Raw genomic sequence first — 17,831 nt, forward strand, 5'->3', positions numbered from 1 at the left:
AATACAACAGTCCTCTATTAAAAGAAGGCCCTATGGATCAATCTAAAATCAGAAACGTAGCCATCATCGCCCACGTTGACCACGGTAAAACTACCCTGGTGGACCAGCTCCTCAAGCAGTGCGGAACTTTCCACGAAGGTGAAGAAGTCAACGAACGCGTGATGGACTCCGACAACCTGGAACGCGAACGCGGCATTACCATCCTTTCCAAGAACACCAACGTGATGTACAAGGGCTACCGCGTGAACATCGTGGATACCCCGGGGCATGCCGACTTCGGTGGCCAGGTGGAACGCGTTCTCGGTACCGTTGACGGTGTGATTCTGGTGGTGGACGCTTTCGAAGGTCCTATGGCCCAGACCCGTTTCGTGACCCAGAAGGCTCTTCAGATGGGCCTCATTCCTATCGTCGTCGTGAACAAGATCGACCGTGACGGTTGCAATCCTCACGGCGCTCTGGACAAGGTCTTCGACCTGTTCTGCGAACTTGACGCTACTGAAGAACAGCTGGACTTCGACAAGGTGTTCGGTTCCGGCCGTCGCGGTATCTGCAAGGCAGAAATGGAAGATCCGGATGGCGACTTCTCCATCCTCATGGACAAGATCATCGAACGCATCCCGGCTCCCAAGGGCGATCCGAACGCAGAACCGCTGATGCAGATTACTTCTCTGGAATACTCCGGCTTCCTCGGTCGTTTGGCTGTGGGCCGCGTCCAGAACGGTCTCTTTAAGCCGGGTCTCACCGTAGCACAGTCCACTGTTGACGGCAAGTTCAAGAACGTCCGTCTCCAGAAGGTTCTCCGTTACGACGGCCTTACCCCGCAGCCGGTTGAAGAAGCCGGTCCGGGCGACATCGTTCTTTTGGCAGGTTTCGACAACTTCGACATCGGCGATACCCTGTCCGATCCGAAGAACCCCCAGGAACTCCCCCGTATCCATATCGACCCGCCCACCATCTCCATGATGTTCACCGTGAACACCTCCCCCTTGGCAGGTAAGTACGGTGGCAAGTTCATGACTGGTAACCAGCTCCAGGAACGTCTGGAACGTGCTCACATGGCTGACCCCGCCCTCCTGGTGGAAAAGGCCGACGGCGCTTCCAACTTCAAGGTTTCTGGCCGTGGTATTCTCCACCTGACCATCCTGGTGGAAAACATGCGTCGCGAACTTTACGAATTCACCATCGGTTCTCCCCAGGTGATTTTCCAGAACGACGAAAACGGCAAGTTGCTGGAACCGGTTGAAGAATTCAAGGTTGAAGTCCCCAGCGAATTCTCTGGCGCCTGCATCCAGGAAATCCAGACCCGCAAGGGCGAAATGACCAACATGACCACCGACGAAAACGACCGCGTCACCTTGGAATTCAACGTTCCTTCCCGCGGCCTCATCGGTATCCGTCCCAAGCTCCTGTCCCTCTCTAAGGGTTACGCTGTCAGCCAGTCTATCTTCAAGGGTTACGAACCGTACAAGGGCGAAATTCCCGCCCGTATCAACGGCGTGCTCATTGCCAAGGAACCGGGCGAAGCTGCAAGCTACGCTCTTTCCAACCTGGAAGACCGTGGCTACCTCATCATCGGACCGGGTGCAGAAGTTTATCCGGGCATGATCGTTGGTGAACACAACCGCGACGTGGATATTACCGTGAACGTTACCAAGGGTAAGCACCTTACCAACATGCGTTCCAAGTCCGCAGACGACATGATCCAGCTGACTCCGTACCGCCGCCTGACTTTGGAAGAGTGCGTCACCTTCATTAACGAAGACGAATGCATCGAAGTCACTCCGGAAGTGCTGCGCCTCCGCAAGACCGAGCTCGACCCGATCAAGCGTAAGCAGCTCTCCAAGAAGCCGGTGGAAGAAGACTAATAACAAGGCGAGAGCCGCGCGACGCAAGCCGTGCGCCACTCAAAACAGTTATGAAAAAGGCCCGCTTTCAAAGCGGGTCTTTTTTCGTTCCATCAAACTGCACTAGTGCAAAAATCCCAATCGACCTTCACCACTTTGCAAGTACTGATTCATATAGTCCTTACCGATTTGGCAGGCTTCGGGAAGAGTCTTGCCCAGGGCAAGGTTCGCAAGGATAGCAGAACTCAAGACACAGCCGGTGCCATGCTTACCGCAACCCGGCAGGCGGGGACTTGCAAACTTGTATTCATTGCCTTCGTGGAACAGGGTATCGATGGCTTCTGCATCCGTTGTATGGCCACCCTTCATGAGCACAGAAACATCCTTACCCATGACCAGTTCACCGCTTTGATGAGCAGCCTCTAGCCCAAGGAACTTATATTCATCTGCGTTAGGCGTTACCAGGTCTATCATCTTCATGACAGGCAAGAACTCCGCAGCATCACGCATAAAGTGAAAACCGGCGCTGGCACTTGCAATGGGGTCCCAGATGATGAAGGCGTCGGGCGACTTTTCTCGAATGTACTCCACCACACGTTTCAGGATCTTGGCCTTTTCCACCAGGCCAATCTTTACGTACTTGAAGGTATGCTTTTTGAACAAAGTATCAAGTTGGGCCTCGATACGATCCCAGATGACCCACCCCGGAGAAACGAACTCGTCTTCATTCTGTTCTGTAAGGGCGGTACATACGGCCTGGCCGTATACACCGAAGTGAGCCATGGTCTTGATATCCGAAATAAAACCGGCACCGGCACTGCCGTCAAAGCCAGCGATTGTCAAAGCGTAAATCATTTCACTCATGCCTCTAAAATACATAAAAAACACCCTCTGGCAAGAGTTTCCATAGGATGTATTTTATTGTAGGCAATTTTGTGTTACGCTACATGTAAAAGCCAAGCAGAGCAGCAGTGGTAACGCAGATTAAAATCATCGCGGGAGCAATGGACCTACGCATGGACTTTGCGCCAAGGAACACCACAAGGCCGCCCTTTGTCAAAGTATTAGCCAGGCTTGCAAGCAAGAAGGCAAGAACCAACTCCCGGGAGCCAAGACCGTTCTTAAGGAACATATCGATGACAGAGAAGGCCACGGCATCCATCTCGGCAGCGCCACCGAGGAAACTACAGGCGAGAAGAGCACCCTCCCCCAGGTACACTCGGGCGGCGTTGGCCACAAACATTACGCAGGTAAAGACCACACCGAACTTGATTGCCGGAAGCAGCTTGAAGGGATTGGAAAAGTCTGCGGTTTTCGGGCGGTGATCGCGGCCTTCACGAATCTTGAGGAATAAGGCGTAGGCAAGGCTGGGCACCACCGGCAGTAACAGCGGAATGGCCAAGGGCTTTGCCAAGTCCATACTCAAGGCGATGCAAATCAGGTAAAGCCTTACATACATCACCGACCAGCTAAGAACAATCCCTATGGTGAATTCAGACGCATACTCGACGTTCTCGCGGCTGCGACCCGCCAAGTTCAGCGTCAGTGCGGTACTGCTGGCAAGCCCACCCAGCAGGCCGGTAAGCCAGATGCCCTTGCCCGGCCCCACCAGTTTAATCAGGACGTAGCCAACAAATCCAATGCCCGAGATGAACACCACAAAAAGCCAGATGGTATGGGGGTTCAAAACCTGCAGGCCGGGCGGGCCGTACGCCTGGTTCGGCAGGAACGGCAACACCAAAGCAGAAATCACGGCGAACTTCACCGTAGCCAGGATATCCTCGCGAGAAAGCTTCTGGGCAAAACTATGGAGCTGGTCCTTGACGGTAAGGACCCAGAGCATCACCACCATAATGACACAGGATTCCAGTAGCCTACTGTACCAGCACAGGGATCCCAGCAGATACACGATGACAAGAGCCACGCTGGTGGTAATGCCAGCGATTGCCGGCGACGATACTTCCTTAAGCGACGATACATCCTTCAGCGGTGCAACTTCCTTAGTATCTTCGCGATGGCTCAATCCAAAGGCAATGTGGCTTGCCATCAGCAGCAATCCGATTACAACAAAGCCAGTCACAAAAGGCGCAGGTCCGTTCATCAAGTCCGAAAGGAAGGCCGACATGGCTCCACCAAGCCCCACCAGGGTAAAGGTGCGAACACCAGCCGGATGCCTGTCCGCCTGGTCAGAATAGGTATGTTCACGCTGCAGGCCGATAATCAGCCCAATGCCCAGGGCCGCAGCCAAACGATAAAAAACGCTAAATTCCAACATATCAAAACCGCCGAACGAAAAAACGCCAAAAACAGGTCTTTTTGAAGACCGTCTTTTCAATCTATCTTTATTTTTTTGAAAAACCGCCCCGGCTATATTCCAAGTCGGAACGTCGCCTAACGGCGAACCAGTTTTGATTTCATTGCAGACTTTTGGGCGTACATTCTGTCATCAGCCAGATGATAGACGTTTTCTGCCTGCACAGGGCCATTGCCACATTCCCTACGGAAGGCAACACCATAGGCAACCTCCAGCGAAATAGGCAATTCCACAGTGCTAGCCTTTTGCAAAGATTCCATTCGTTGCAATGCCGGTTCAATGTCACTTAAATGCTCCGCACGGACAATAGCAAGGAACTCATCTCCACCCATACGAATTGTTGTACCCACTCCCGTAAAGGCAACCTTGAACACCTCGGCAAAGGCCTTCAACAGTTCATCGCCCATGCCATGGCCATAGCGGTCATTAACAAACTTCAACCCATTCATGTCGATACTGACAATGGCATAGTCCGTAGTCACCTTGTCCAAAATGTCAAAGATCTGCTGACACTTTGCACGATTAAAAAGTCCCGTCAGGCTATCCACATAGACCATGGCGGCCAGCACATCCTTTTCTGCCTTGTCCGTAATAATCTTATGGAGGTTTACCAAGTAGCTCGCCACCAGGAACATCACGAATACAAGAATTCCCAGCGGGATCCAGGTTTCGCTCAAGAAGGTTACGCTGTACAGAAAACTGCGGAAAACATTATAGCGAATCAAGTCCAAAAGCGCAATGACTGCAAAAATGAAAACGCCCCATGACAAAAGCTTCCCGGACAAATCCAACTTTTTCTTTTTTCCAAGGGTTTGGCTTCCCAAATAAATAAAGCCAATCAAAACATACAAATGGAAAACCCCAAGGCATTTTGTATAATGGGCAATATTTAACCAATGCAACAGGCTCGCCACCACAAAGAACACAAAGTCAACAGCCATTAAAATCTTGAGTCCCAAAGCTCTATTCTTTCCAATGGAGTTCTGTCGCATATCCAAAAGGAATGCGCACAAAGGAATCGGAGCCAAATACAGGGTTGTGTACTCAATCATGGTATTGAAGGCAAAATCTACAGAGAAAAGCTGCAGCACCATCATGTAGCACAAAGACCAAAGCCCCAGTAGCAAGGCCAAAAGACCGATCATCATAAAATGGACATGGACCACACCTGAAAAGGCAAGAACCAAAGTTGCCAGCACAGCAAGAATTCCAAAGAGCACAAGGAACACACCAACGATAATCGTCAGCATGTGATTTGCATTGTAGTCTGTCAGCGCGCCATTTTCAGGAAGCACATCAAAATCAGGCATTACTGTAAAGGCATCCTTTTCTTGAGGAACAATCGTCACCGTCAGTTTTTTACCAAGAGCATTCCTATTCAAGAACGCGTAGTGGAAGCCGCTCCCCACAAAGCCATCGCCGTGGTAATTCTCGCCGAAGGAATAGACGCGTTCATCGCCAGCCACCACTTCCACCACAGAATGATAGGTTCTAAATCGAAGCACCGGATGAGGACACAAGGTATCTGCCAAAACCTGTTCAAACACAAGTGTGTCGCCCACAGCGATCTTACGGGGTAATTTGTATTCTGAAAGCGAAGGAATAGACGAAGTCTTTCCCTCAAAGGTCAAATTCCAGCCGGAGTCAAGATGATAGGACGCCGGAGAAATTCCGTTGCCACGGATGCCAAAGAACAGCGCAAGCAGAACGGCTATCGCAAGGACTGTCGCCACCCCAAACAATATTTTTCTGCTAACGTTTTTCACCTTTTTTTACCCAAACTATTTTTTTGCTAATCTCGTTCCCAAACTTCAAAGACTGTGGCAAAGTCATTCTTCTCGTCGGCCGGGAACGACTCCTCGCTGACCTTACGCCAACCGTCGCCCCACTCCGGGAATAAGACATCGCCTTCCACCTGAGCCAGCACCCTGGTCAGATAAAGTTTCTTGACTAGAGGCATCGCTTCCTTGTATACGGCGGCACCACCAATGATCAGGCATTCTGTTTCGCCAGCTTCCGCCGCCGTCTTAATGGCTGCATCCAGGGAACCGCATACAACACAACCCGGGGCCTCAAAGCTTGGATTGCGGGTCAGAACATAATTCACGCGGTTCGGCAGCGGGCGACCAATATCGTCGTAGTTCTTGCGGCCAAGGACAATGGAATGCCCGGTGGTAATGGCCTTGAATCGTTTAAGATCGGCAGACAAGTGCCACGGCAAGTGACCGTCACGGCCAATCACGTTATTTTCAGAAACTGCAACGATAGCGGAAATAAGCATTAAAACCTCGTAGTAGCCATGAGTATTGAGTTTTGAGCCTTGAGTTTATATAATCGCGCCAAAGGCGCCTTATCTTAACTCATTGCTCACAGCTCATCACTGACCACTGATTAAACAGCGATGGGGGCCTTGATAGTTGGATACGGATCGTAGTCTACGAGCTCGAAGTCCTCAAACTTGAAGTCAAAGAGGTCCTTGACATCCGGATTCAGCTTCATGGTGGGGAGTGCTCTAGGAGTACGACTCAACTGTTCATTAACCTGTTCAAAATGGTTAGAGTACAGATGGGTATCGCCCAAGGTGTGAATGAATTCTCCCGGTTCATAATCGCAAACCTGAGCAAGCATCAAAGTCAACAGCGCATAGGAAGCAATGTTGAAAGGTACACCCAGGAAGGTGTCTGCGCTACGCTGGTACAACTGGCAAGAAAGCTTACGCTTGCCGGAGGCGCCAACGCCACCCACGTAGAACTGGAACAGGCAGTGGCAAGGAGGAAGGGCCATCTTGTCTACTTCCGCAACGTTCCAGGCACACACCAGATGGCGGCGGGAATCGGGATTGTTCTTCAAGCTATTCACCAGGTTCTTAATCTGGTCAATGTGGCCACCCTCGGGAGTAGGCCAGCTGCGCCACTGGTGACCGTAGACCGGGCCAAGGTCGCCATTTTCGTCGGCCCATTCATCCCAGATGGTCACCTTGTTGTCGTGCAAGTACTTGATGTTGGTATCGCCTTTCAGGAACCACAGCAGTTCGTGAATAATGGAACGCAGATGCAGTTTCTTTGTGGTCAGGCAAGGGAATCCCTTGGAAAGGTCGTAACGGCACTGACGGCCGAAGACAGAACGGGTACCGGTACCAGTACGGTCAGAACGGTCTACACCATTTTCCATAATGTCGCGAAGAAGATCTAGATACTGTTGCATGGTAGTGAAGAGTGAAGAATGAAAAATGAAAGATGAAGGATGAAAGATGCGTAAGGCGAATGCAGCGGCAGAGCTTGCTCTGACATTGCTGAGCCTAGCATCTAGTAAATGAGCGTAGCGAATTTACCATAGTGAACAATTAGCAATGAACCGTGAAGAGTGAAGAGTGAAGAGTACAATCAGCCTACCGCTCACTGTCTACAGAATTAAGTTCACTTGCAAACAGTTCTATACGCTTGTAGGACTTGGCTCCTTCCACTTCCTTTTCTACAAGAAGTCGGTTAAGAGCTTCTGTCAGCAAATCCTGAGTGTGGCGAGGCACAGGCTTCTTGCCCAGGCGGGCCTTCTGCACCATCTTGTGGTTTAAGTTTTCGGGAAGCATCTCCACCAGGTCATGGTTGGAGGCGCCAATAGCTGTCAAGATTTCATCGAGCTTAGTCATATAAAGAAAGATACAAAATCAACAACGCCTATTTTGAATCAAGTTCAAAATGACATCAAAAAAGCCCCGGACTTTCGTCCGAGGCTTTTGAAACACCTAAGGGTTTAAGGCTTAGAAGCTAGTGTTATGACAGCCCATGCCATCGTCTTCAGGAGTTGCGTAGTGCATTTCGATACGACGGTTCATTTCGCGGCCTTCTTCAGTGGAGTTGTCTTCCACCGGGCAGCTAGAACCAAGACCGATAGCCTTGATACGCTTCTTGTCGACGCCATTCTTGGCAAGTTCCTTCACCACAGATTCTGCACGCTGCTTAGAAAGCTTTTCGTTAGTCTTTTCCTTACCAACATTGTCGGTATGGCCCTGAATAACGATCTTGTATTCCTTATACTCTTCAGTATTCAGCTTCTTTGCAACACCCTTAAGAACCATCTTAGCGTTGGATTCCAAGGTTGCCTTACCGGACTTGAAGGTCACACCGTCGAGCTTTTCAACAGCCTTCTTCGGGCAGCCGAAGCCGTCGTCGCCAGCCACATCCGGGCAGCGGTCGATACCGGTACATACGCCTTCGAATTCCTTCTGGAGCTTCTTGTCGGATACCCACTGAGAGCAGATGCCGTCCTTATCGGAGTCCGGATCATCTTCCATCGGGCAGCCCTTGTTCCATTCAGGACCAGCTTCGTCTTCGCAACGGTCGTAGCCACGGCAGACAGAAGCGAACTGTTCAAGCATCTTCTGCTTGGTTACCCACGGAGAGCAGAGGGAGTCGCCATCCGGGTCCGGATTTTCCATCGGACAACCCTGAGCGAAGGCTTCACCAGCTTCGGTCGGGCACTTGTCAACGCCCTGGCAGATGCCTTCGTACTGATCAAGCATATTCTTTTCGGTTACCCACGGATCGCAGAAGCCATCCTGGTCGGTATCCGGGTTGCCAAGCGGGCAGCCTTCGTTAGTTGCAGGACCGAATTCGGTCGGGCACTTATCGATACCCTTACAAGACTTTTCAATGTGCCATTCCTTAGCCATTGCTTCGTCTTCAGCAGCCTTTTCGAAGTAGAAGCCCATCTTCTTCTGGGTCACCCATTCATCGCAAAGGCCGTCGTTATCGGAGTCCGGATCATCCCACGGGCAGCCCTTATTAGCGGCAGCACCAGCTTCACCCGGACACATATCGTAGCCCTTACATACATCAGCAAATTCGTTCATGACACCTTCGTCAGTTACCCACGGAGAGCACATACCGTCACCATCCGGGTCCGGCTGCTTGGTCGGGCAACCATTGAAGGCCTTGGAACCAGCCTGAGCCGGGCATTCATCAATGCCGTCGCAGACATCCTTGAACTTCTTGAGCATCTTCTTCTGGCTTACCCAAGGATCGCAAACGCCGTCACCATCCGGGTCCGGTTCGTCAAGCGGGCAGCCATCTTCGCCTTCGCCAGCTTCGTTGGGGCACTGGTCGATGCCTTCGCAAACATCGGCAAATTCAGACTGGAAACCCTTTTCTGCAACCCAGGAGTCGCAAACGCCGTCTTCGTCAGCATCGGGATTACCCAGCGGGCAACCCTTGTTCAGACGATGACCAAAATCATCGGGGCAGTTATCTTCGTCGTCGGTCACGCCGTCGCCGTCACGGTCCTGAGCCAGCAGGAAGCCGCTCCAGGTAATACCGCCGTATACGGTGTATTCCGGGTTGACACGGGTCTTTTCTACAACAATCTGGTCGACTGCAGAACCGGCATAGCGGTCAGCATTTTCCAGAACCTGAACGTTCGGGACGAAGTTTTCGCCACCACCCAGGTAGTAGGAAGCACCCACATGGATGTCGAGACCAACAGGCAGATGGAACACCAAGGCACCGGTCAACTGCTTCATGTCAAGCTTGTTGTCGGCCTGGCCCCAAACGACACCTTCGTTGGTGAAAACAGGATAGAAGTACTGGTAGTTGTCGGTCTGCATATCCCAGTAGTATTCAACAAACAGGGAGAGGAAGTCCATGAAATAGACTTCTGCAGCAGCGCTCATGTACGGCACAGACATATAGTCGCCGTTCATGACATAGCGGTAACCGCCGTTAACATGCAGCAAGAACGGGAACACGTCCATCTTGTCCAGGTCTGCGGTAAGAGCGATACCACCCTTGAGGGAAGTATTCTTGGTACCGTAAGGCATGGCGACACCGGTATTCTTATTGATGTATTCCGGTTCGCGGACCCAGAGGCCCTGCTTGGTAGCATTTGCAGTACCGGCAGAAACACCACCGAAGATGGCGATGTCCACGGGCTGGTCTTCAGGCAGCGGGAAGCGAATCTTCAAGTCACCCTTGAGGTTGCCGATGTAGCCGGTCTTGACGCCGGAAATGGCACCCTGGCCATTAACGTCTTCGGCGTTCATCTGATCGTAGTAGACGGGAATGGTAACACCCACGTCGAAGTAGTGCCAGATACCGATGGCAAAACCGACGTTTGCGCTTGCTGCCAGGAAGTCGTTAATAGGAGCATCCTTAGAGCCCTGGTAGGACTGACCCGGGTACAAAGTTTCGTGAAGTGCTGTACCAGTTACGTCGTTATTCGGGAACATGTCATTGCCGAAGGTAGCATCACCCAAAAGGGAGAACACCAGCTTTGAATGTCCGAGAGACTGGGCAGACTGGGTCTTGTTGACACCAACAAAACCTTCCTTATTTATTGTCTGGGGATGCGATGCAAAGGCAGATGCTGCCAAAGCGAGGGCAAGACCCATAGCTACTTTTTTCATAGCGTCTCCTTAAAAGTGAGGTACAGACCAAACACAGTACCCCTAATTAACGTGTAAAATATAACTTTTCATATGGTACTCTTGGAATTGTGTATGTCAAAAATGAGATGTAGCACACACTTTTGGCCCCTCAAAAGGGGTGCAAAAGGTCTTTGTTTTGTTTTTTTTACACACAGCTCGGTGTTGAGAAAATCACATCACAAGCCATCAAAACCAGCACCAGAAAACGCAGGTTCAAAAATGCGGGGATAACTCCGGCAAATACTGGTAAAGCCCCGCTTGCCAATAATAACATGGTCCAGCACAGGAATCTGCAGCACCTTTCCTGCAGCGCAAAGAACTCGAGTAATGGCGACGTCCTCCTCGCTTGGCGCCGTAGATCCCGATGGGTGGTTGTGGGCGAAAATCACTGATACCGCACGATCCTCGATGGCCTTGACGAAAGCCTCCCTAGGATGTACCGGAGTCTGGTTTACAAGCCCCGTGGTAAGTTCGTGAACTCGAATAACGTAATTGGCAGAATTCAGGGTTACAAGCACCAAGTGTTCCTGCTCCTCGAACTTGAGGTAAGACAACCTGGATAGAATATCTTCCGGGCCAGTAACAGGTATAGCCTTGTCACTCAGAATGTAACGGGCGGAAAGTTCCAGACAGGCTAGAATCTGAGAAGCCTTCACCTTCCCTAGCCCACGGATTTGCCTCAGCTTATCCAGGCTCGGCACCGTCGTTTCTGAAGACAGGAACTGGGCGATACGGCGGGAAAGTTCAAAGACATCGCAGCTCTGAGTCCCGCTCCCAAGAATCAAAGCCAGCAGTTCCTCGGTGCTCATGGAGGATGCTCCATCCCGCTCAATTTTTTCCCGAGGCAGGAGTTCTCCCGAAATGTGGCAATTTTTAAGAATCGGATACAGATCATTAGGCATAATTCATTCCTTTTTTATAAGGGTTTCTATCCTAATACACGTTGATTCGTCATCAAATGTCCACAAGTTCAACCAAATTTCGCCCCATAAAGGAAGTCAAACGGGGAGTTTTCTTTTTCATTTGTTACAAAAATTCCATGTTTTTCAAAATAAAAATCACCAACTCATCACATTTTACGCAAATTTCTATCCATTTTTACAAGTTCTCCGTGGTCACAAACACATTTTCACCAAAAACACAGTACTTTTTAGAGAAAAAATTCGTTTACCACTAGCCATTTTATTCAATTTGACTATATTTTTACAAAAAGAAACTTTAACAAAAACTATCCTAATAGGAAATACTATGGCAAACAAACCCTTAAACGGCGCTGAAGTGATTATCGAATGCCTCAAGCGTGAAGGCGTAGACACCATTTTCGGCTATCCTGGTGGATCAGCCATCCCCATGTTCGATGCCATCCTGGACTCCAACATTAAAGTTGTCCTTACTCGTCACGAACAGGGCGCAACCCACATGGCAGACGGCTATTCCCGTCAGACTGGCAAGGTAGGCGTGGCTCTGGTGACCTCCGGCCCGGGCGCAACCAACACCTTTACCGGCATTTACACCGCCCTTATGGATTCCAGCCCCATCGTTGTGCTGGCCGCACAGACCACCACTCCCAACCTGGGTAAGGACGCCTTCCAGGAATGCGACACCAGCGGTATGACTTTCGCTGCAGTCAAGCACTCCTACCTGGTGAAGGATCCCAACGATCTTCCCCGCGTCATGAAGGAAGCTTTCCACATTGCACGTACTGGCCGTCCGGGCCCCGTGCTTATCGACCTCCCGAAGGATGTTACCGCAGGCGTCTGCACCGCTCCGTTCACCGACCAGATGGATCTGCCGGGCTACAAGATTCCGACCTACGCTTCTACCGAAAGCGTCGAAAAGGCCGCCGAATATCTCAAGAAGTCCAAGAAGCCCCTCCTCCTCGTGGGTCACGGCGCCATGATTTCCGGCGCTTCTCGCCAGGTGAAGGAACTTGCCGAAAAGCTCCAGGCTCCTGTGGCCTGCACCCTGCTTGGCCTCGGCACCTTCCCCACCGATCACGACCTTTCCCTCGGTATGCTTGGTATGCACGGTACCGTGTACGCCAACAAGGCTGTTCTTGACTGCGACCTGATTCTCTCCATCGGTTCTCGCTGGGACGACCGCATTACCGGTAAGCTGGAAGTGTTCTGCAAGGACGCTATCAAGATGCACATCGACATCGACCCCGCCGAAGAAGGCAAGGTCCTCCAGCCGGATGTATTCATGTGCGGCGATGCAAAGCTGGTTCTTGAACAGCTCCTGCCTCTCGTTTCCAAGCTTGACACCGCCGAATGGGTCAAGACCTGCCAGACCTGGAAGAAGCGTTTCCCGCTGACCTACCCCAAGCAGGGCGGTCTCCGTATGCAGCACATTGTGCAGACCGTTAGCGACCTCACCAAGGGCGAAGCCATTGTTACTACCGACGTTGGCCAGCACCAGATGTGGGTTGCCCAGTTCTTCCACACCAACCATCCCCGTCAGCTCCACTCCAGTGGCGGCGCAGGCACCATGGGCTTCGGCCTTCCCTCTGCAATCGGTGCAGCCTTCGGTAACACTACCGGTTGGCCCGTCTGCAGCTTCAGCGGTGACGGTGGCTTCCAGATGACCGAATTCGAATTGGCAACTGCAGCCATCCACAAGCTGCCCATCAAGATCTTCGTGATGGACAACAAGTACCTGGGCATGGTCCGTCAGTGGCAGGACCTGTTCTACGACAAGCGCTACTCTAGCGTCGACATGCAGGGCAACCCCGACTTCGTCAAGCTGGCAGAAGCCTACGGCATTCCGGGTCTTCGCATCAAGCGTGCCGCCGATGCAGAACGCGTCATCCAAAAGGCTCTTGAATATAAGGACGGCCCGATCCTCATCTGGTGCGAATGCGAAAAGGAAGACAACGTATTCCCCATGATTCCGGCAGGCGCACCCCTCACCTCCATGATCACCGAACAGCCCAAGGCTCAGCTCGAAAAGCCCACGGGATCGACCTAATAGGATAGGAGATTAGAAAAATGATTAATAACGCACATTCTATTAGTTTGTTGGTTGCAAACCGCCCGGGCGTGCTCGTTCGCATCTCCCTGGTGTTCTCCCGCCGTGGTTACAACATCGACTCCCTGGTCGTTTCCCCCACGCTTGATCCCAACTTCAGCCGCATGAACATCGTGGCTCACGGTAATCCCGAAATCCTGATGCAGATCATCAAGCAGCTCGAAAAGCTGGTTGACGTTGTGCAAGCCAAGGACCACACCAACATGAACGTGGTGGAAAAGGAACTTGCCTTGATCAAGGTTCGTTGCGCTCCCGAACAGCGTACCGAAATCCTGCAGCTCTGCGATCACTTCAAGGCTGTTACCGTTGACATGACCGAAAACTCCATGATCATCCAGATTACCGGCAACTCCGATAAGATCGATGCCATGAAGAGCCTGTGCCAGAAGTTCGAAATCGTCGAATACATCCGCACCGGTAAGGTCATCATGCTCCGCGGTGAAGACAAGACTTAAAATCGCTACGCGATTTTAAGTAATTATGAATTACGAAGTATGAATTACGAGAAAGCCCTCGGTGATGAACCGGGGGCTTTTTTGCATACGACAGATTGCAGCGCGACTATGGCTTAAGTAATTATGAATTACGAGTTACGAGTTACGGAACTGCTATGGATTCTTCACGCCTACGGTGTTCAGAATGACGTAATAATGGTGCGTTCTGAATTATGCGGATTTTTCAGAATGATGTGCAAGCGGGACTTCGGCTTGGAATCTAGAACCCCAGCACTGCTTCAGAGATTTCATTTGCCTCGTCGGAGCCATTGTCGGCATAGTCAGGATTGAATTCTCCCCAGCCGTCGCTGGTACCGCAGCCAATGCCTACATCAAGGCTAGACCACTTGAAGGCGGCAAAGACCTTCTCAAAACGTTCCATGAGTTCGGAGAAAAAGTCCTCGGGCATATCCTCTTCGATCATGATGCTTCCGTCCATAGCCAAGAGCTCGCCTTCGGGCAATTCCTCGAAGCGGCACTCGTACTCGTCCATCATCACGTCGTCCACAGAATACCAATCCCCACAATCTTCACTGGGGAGTTCTGCTTCGGGATACTGTTCCATAATGGCGTCATAGACGGCGGCTAGCTGATCGCTTACACCGACAAAACGCATCAAGACTCTACAATACATTTTTTCTCCAATCGTTTAGTATAAATATAACACGATTTTGAACAAAAAGCAAAAAAGGCCCCGCTGCGATGCGGAGCCTTTTTTCAGTGGAGGTGAGGGGAGTCGAACCCCTGTCCAAGATATCATCCCTGTCCATTCCTACAAGCTTTCCCTTCGTATTTGAGATCTCGCCTAATTCACGCCCAAGAAGGTCGGCGCAAACTTCGACCAGCCTAGTAAATCTCGATCCCTGCACCCAGGTATTACAGAAACCTATCCCATATTGCGTCCGGACGTACTACCCAATGGGAGTGAGTCGAGGCCCGGCGTAGCCGCTAATTAGGCTGCGAGTGCGTAGTTTTCTTCAGCACTTATTTTTTTTCAGACTTTTTTACGGGTGCCCTCGTCTGAGACCCCGGCTTGCAACTAACACTTCAGTAACCCTGTCGAAACCAGATCACCCCCGTTAATTAGTGGATTGACTTTAAATATAGTAAACTATTCGCTTAAACGCCAACTCCCCCAACTCGTGATCTGGTTGAGACAGGCCTGTCGACAAAATCTATAATCAAACAGCTTTATCCACAAACAAAACGCTCATTCCCATGCGGACTACTTCGAGAAGGATAAGGCTATTTGTCGCTTGTTAACGAAAACGTTAACCAATACATCCATTTTCAATCATAATCGCCATTGTTTGTTAACGAAAACGTTAACAAGCGCTGAAAACAAGTTCCAAAGGGAACAACAATCCCGTGATAACAGCTGAATGAAAAAATACAGAGGTAGCGAAAGCCAAACTAAGGGACTAATTTCTTCGCCTGTTCCAACGCAGCGATCACCTTGTCGCACCAGGCGTCAAATTCGGGATCTTCTTCCTGAAGTTCCGGATGAGCCAACACATTCTCAATGGTCCTGCGGATACCTTGGTCGAAGCGGATGGTGGCGCTGAAGCCCGGCACCGCCTTCTTCAGCTTGGAGTTGTCGAACACCACGGAATTTGCCTTGTCTCCAATGAGGCTGCCGGTAAAATCAAAGCCCAGCGGATCGCCAGCAGCAGCCAGAAATTCGGAAGCAACATGAACGGCCTTCAATTCTACACCCAGCACATTTGCGATTGCCTGGTAAACCTGATTCCAGGTAACCGTTTCGTCACTGGTGATCTGGAAGGACTCGCCGATAGCGTGAATGTTTCCCATAAGGCCAACAAATCCTTTGGCAAAGTCGCTGTTGTGGGTCATGGTCCAGAGGCTGGTTCCGTCACCGTGAATGATGACAGGTTTGCCTTCAAGCATGCGCTTGGCCACCTGCCAGCTTCCCTTCTTGCCGTGGACGCCCAGCGGGATGCGGCGTTCATCGTATGTGTGGCTAGGACGGACGATAGTAATGGGGAAACCTTCTTCGCGATACATGCGCATCAGGAACTCCTCCCCCGCTATCTTATTGCGGGAGTATTCCCAGTAGGGATTAACCAAAGGAGTTGCTTCCGTCACGCGGTAATCGGAGAGAGGCTTCTGGTAGGCGCTGGCGGAACTGATGTACATGAACTGCTTGGTCTTATTCTTGAACAGTCGGTAGTCGCGTTCCAACGCGCTGTAGTGGAAAGCGATAAAATCGCAGACCACATCGAAATTCAAGTCGGCAATCTTTGATGCCACATCAGCTTCGTCGTAAACATCAGCGATAATCTGCTTGACCGCGGCAGAACCATCTGCGAGACTGCTCGACGGCAAGTCCGCTGCATTGCGATTGCCACGGTTCAGCAAATAGATTTCCCAGCCCTGTTCCACAGCAAGGCGAGTAATAGCCATGCTGATGGTTCCTGTTCCACCAATAAAAAGTGCACGCATAAATACCTAATTATGAATTACGAGGTACGAATTACTAGACCTACAACCACAGTAAAGAGTCTGCCAATCTTATAATTCGTACTTTATAATTTGTAACTTGCTCGCCTTACAGGCGAGCATTTGCTGCAATCTGGTAGATCTTGGTGACGTCGGCGGCCTTCAACGGCTGGAAGCCCCAACCGTCACCCGGATTCAGCTTCTGCACCATTTCGGGAATGTCTTCTTCCTTGGCGCCCAGTTCTGCAAAGTTAATGGGCATGCCGATGCTCTTAAGGAAGCTGCGGAAAGCCTTGATGCCAGCGAGGGCTGTTGCCTTGGGATTTTCGAAATTCATGGCGCAGCCGAACACGCGAGAAGCCATCTGGGCAAAGCGCATGGGATTGTGGTCCACCACGTATTCCATCCAGGAAGGCATAATCACAGCGAGACCAGCACCGTGGGCGCAGTCGTACTTGGCACTAAGTTCATGTTCGATGGCGTGGCTGTTCCAGTCCTGGCCGCGACCTACACCGCAGACGTTGTTGTGAGCCACCATGCCAGCCCACATGATGTTGGCGCGGGCTTCGTAATTGTTGGGGTCAGCAATGACACGAGGAGCTTCCTTCACCATGGTCATGAGGACAGCTTCGCAAAGACGGTCGGTAATTTCCACTTCAGTAGTGTTGGTGAAGTAGCGTTCAAATACATGTGCCATAATGTCGGTGACACCGCAGGCAGTCTGGTAAGCCGGCAAAGTGCAAGTAAGAGCCGGGTTAAGCACAGAGAAACGGGGGCGAATTAGGTCACTACCAGCACCACGCTTCAGCATGCCGTCAACCTTGGTAATCACAGAGTCGCCGGAACCTTCGGAACCTGCGGCAGCGATAGTCAAGACGGTTGCCACCGGAAGGGCTGCAGCCGGAGCCTTGCCGCTGTAGAAGTCCCAGAAGTCGCCTTCGTAGGGAACGCCCATGGCAATGGCCTTGGCGCTATCGATAGAGGAACCGCCACCTACAGCGAGAACGAAATCCACGCCTTCCTTGCGGCAAATTTCAATACCTTCGTAAACCTTAGTGTCAATAGGATTAGGATGAACGCCGCCCAGTTCCACATGAGGAACGCCAGCAGCATCCAAGGAAGCCAACACGCGACCGATAAGGCCGGACTTTACAGCGGAACCACCACCGAAATGAACAAGAACCTTGGTACCACCATACTTCTTGACCAAAGCACCGCATTCATTTTCGCGGTCCTTACCAAATACGAATTCCGTGGGGCTGTAAAAGTTGAAA

14 protein-coding genes and 1 other RNA gene are annotated in these 17,831 nt (G+C 51.2%); 3 read left to right on the forward strand and 12 right to left on the reverse strand.

The window, feature by feature from the left end:
* Positions 1-32 precede the first annotated feature (32 nt).
* A complete protein-coding gene (typA, locus tag MJZ26_09965) occupies positions 33-1,865 on the forward strand; it encodes a translational GTPase TypA (protein MCQ2106105.1) in 1,833 nt (610 codons plus the stop codon).
* 102 nt (positions 1,866-1,967) lie between these two features.
* On the opposite strand, the gene MJZ26_09970 is transcribed toward typA, so the two are convergent.
* From MJZ26_09970 to radC, 8 genes are all read right to left on the reverse strand, one after another.
* Positions 1,968-2,708 (reverse strand): hydroxymethylpyrimidine/phosphomethylpyrimidine kinase, encoded by a 741-nt coding sequence (locus MJZ26_09970; protein ID MCQ2106106.1) that lies wholly within the window; start codon positions 2,706-2,708, stop codon positions 1,968-1,970.
* A gap of 79 nt (positions 2,709-2,787) precedes the next feature.
* Positions 2,788-4,119 (reverse strand): MgtC/SapB family protein, encoded by a 1,332-nt coding sequence (locus MJZ26_09975; GenBank protein MCQ2106107.1) that lies wholly within the window; start codon positions 4,117-4,119, stop codon positions 2,788-2,790.
* Between the two features lie 116 nt (positions 4,120-4,235).
* Positions 4,236-5,924, reverse strand: coding sequence for a GGDEF domain-containing protein (locus tag MJZ26_09980; GenBank protein MCQ2106108.1), 1,689 nt, complete (start codon positions 5,922-5,924; stop codon positions 4,236-4,238).
* 26 nt (positions 5,925-5,950) lie between these two features.
* Positions 5,951-6,439: a dihydrofolate reductase gene (locus MJZ26_09985; protein ID MCQ2106109.1), complete on the reverse strand. Its 489-nt coding sequence runs from the start codon at positions 6,437-6,439 to the stop codon at positions 5,951-5,953.
* A gap of 110 nt (positions 6,440-6,549) precedes the next feature.
* Positions 6,550-7,362 (reverse strand): thymidylate synthase, encoded by an 813-nt coding sequence (locus MJZ26_09990; GenBank protein ID MCQ2106110.1) that lies wholly within the window; start codon positions 7,360-7,362, stop codon positions 6,550-6,552.
* Between the two features lie 184 nt (positions 7,363-7,546).
* Positions 7,547-7,804 carry a hypothetical protein gene (locus tag MJZ26_09995; protein ID MCQ2106111.1) on the reverse strand — a complete coding sequence of 86 codons (258 nt, stop codon included), beginning with the start codon at positions 7,802-7,804 and terminating at the stop codon, positions 7,547-7,549.
* Positions 7,805-7,915: 111 nt separating this feature from the next.
* The gene (locus MJZ26_10000) at positions 7,916-10,555 is read right to left on the reverse strand and encodes an OmpA family protein (GenBank protein ID MCQ2106112.1); all 2,640 of its coding nucleotides are present in this window, start codon (positions 10,553-10,555) and stop codon (positions 7,916-7,918) included.
* A gap of 197 nt (positions 10,556-10,752) precedes the next feature.
* Entirely contained in the window at positions 10,753-11,478 is a 726-nt protein-coding gene (gene radC, locus MJZ26_10005; GenBank protein MCQ2106113.1) for a DNA repair protein RadC, read from the reverse strand.
* Positions 11,479-11,824: 346 nt separating this feature from the next.
* Here radC and ilvB point away from each other — a divergent pair, with 346 nt between their 5' ends.
* Both ilvB and ilvN read left to right on the forward strand, forming a co-directional pair.
* The gene (gene ilvB, locus MJZ26_10010) at positions 11,825-13,543 is read left to right on the forward strand and encodes a biosynthetic-type acetolactate synthase large subunit (protein ID MCQ2106114.1); all 1,719 of its coding nucleotides are present in this window, start codon (positions 11,825-11,827) and stop codon (positions 13,541-13,543) included.
* Positions 13,544-13,563: 20 nt separating this feature from the next.
* Complete coding sequence (ilvN, locus tag MJZ26_10015; protein MCQ2106115.1) at positions 13,564-14,058, forward strand: acetolactate synthase small subunit; 495 nt, start codon at positions 13,564-13,566, stop codon at positions 14,056-14,058.
* A gap of 259 nt (positions 14,059-14,317) precedes the next feature.
* Here the strand turns inward: ilvN and MJZ26_10020 are convergent, their stop codons facing one another.
* The 4 genes from MJZ26_10020 to MJZ26_10035 all read right to left on the reverse strand — a co-directional run.
* The gene (locus tag MJZ26_10020) at positions 14,318-14,713 is read right to left on the reverse strand and encodes a hypothetical protein (GenBank protein MCQ2106116.1); all 396 of its coding nucleotides are present in this window, start codon (positions 14,711-14,713) and stop codon (positions 14,318-14,320) included.
* A 102-nt stretch (positions 14,714-14,815) separates the two neighbouring features.
* Positions 14,816-15,175: a transfer-messenger RNA gene (ssrA, locus tag MJZ26_10025) on the reverse strand.
* A gap of 335 nt (positions 15,176-15,510) precedes the next feature.
* Entirely contained in the window at positions 15,511-16,560 is a 1,050-nt protein-coding gene (locus MJZ26_10030) for an SDR family oxidoreductase (GenBank protein MCQ2106117.1), read from the reverse strand.
* Positions 16,561-16,666: 106 nt separating this feature from the next.
* On the reverse strand, positions 16,667-17,831 hold a 1,165-nt coding region (locus MJZ26_10035; GenBank protein MCQ2106118.1), incomplete at its 5' end, for an iron-containing alcohol dehydrogenase.

This window comes from Fibrobacter sp., from assembly GCA_024398965.1.
Taxonomy (GTDB): Bacteria; Fibrobacterota; Fibrobacteria; order Fibrobacterales; family Fibrobacteraceae; genus Fibrobacter.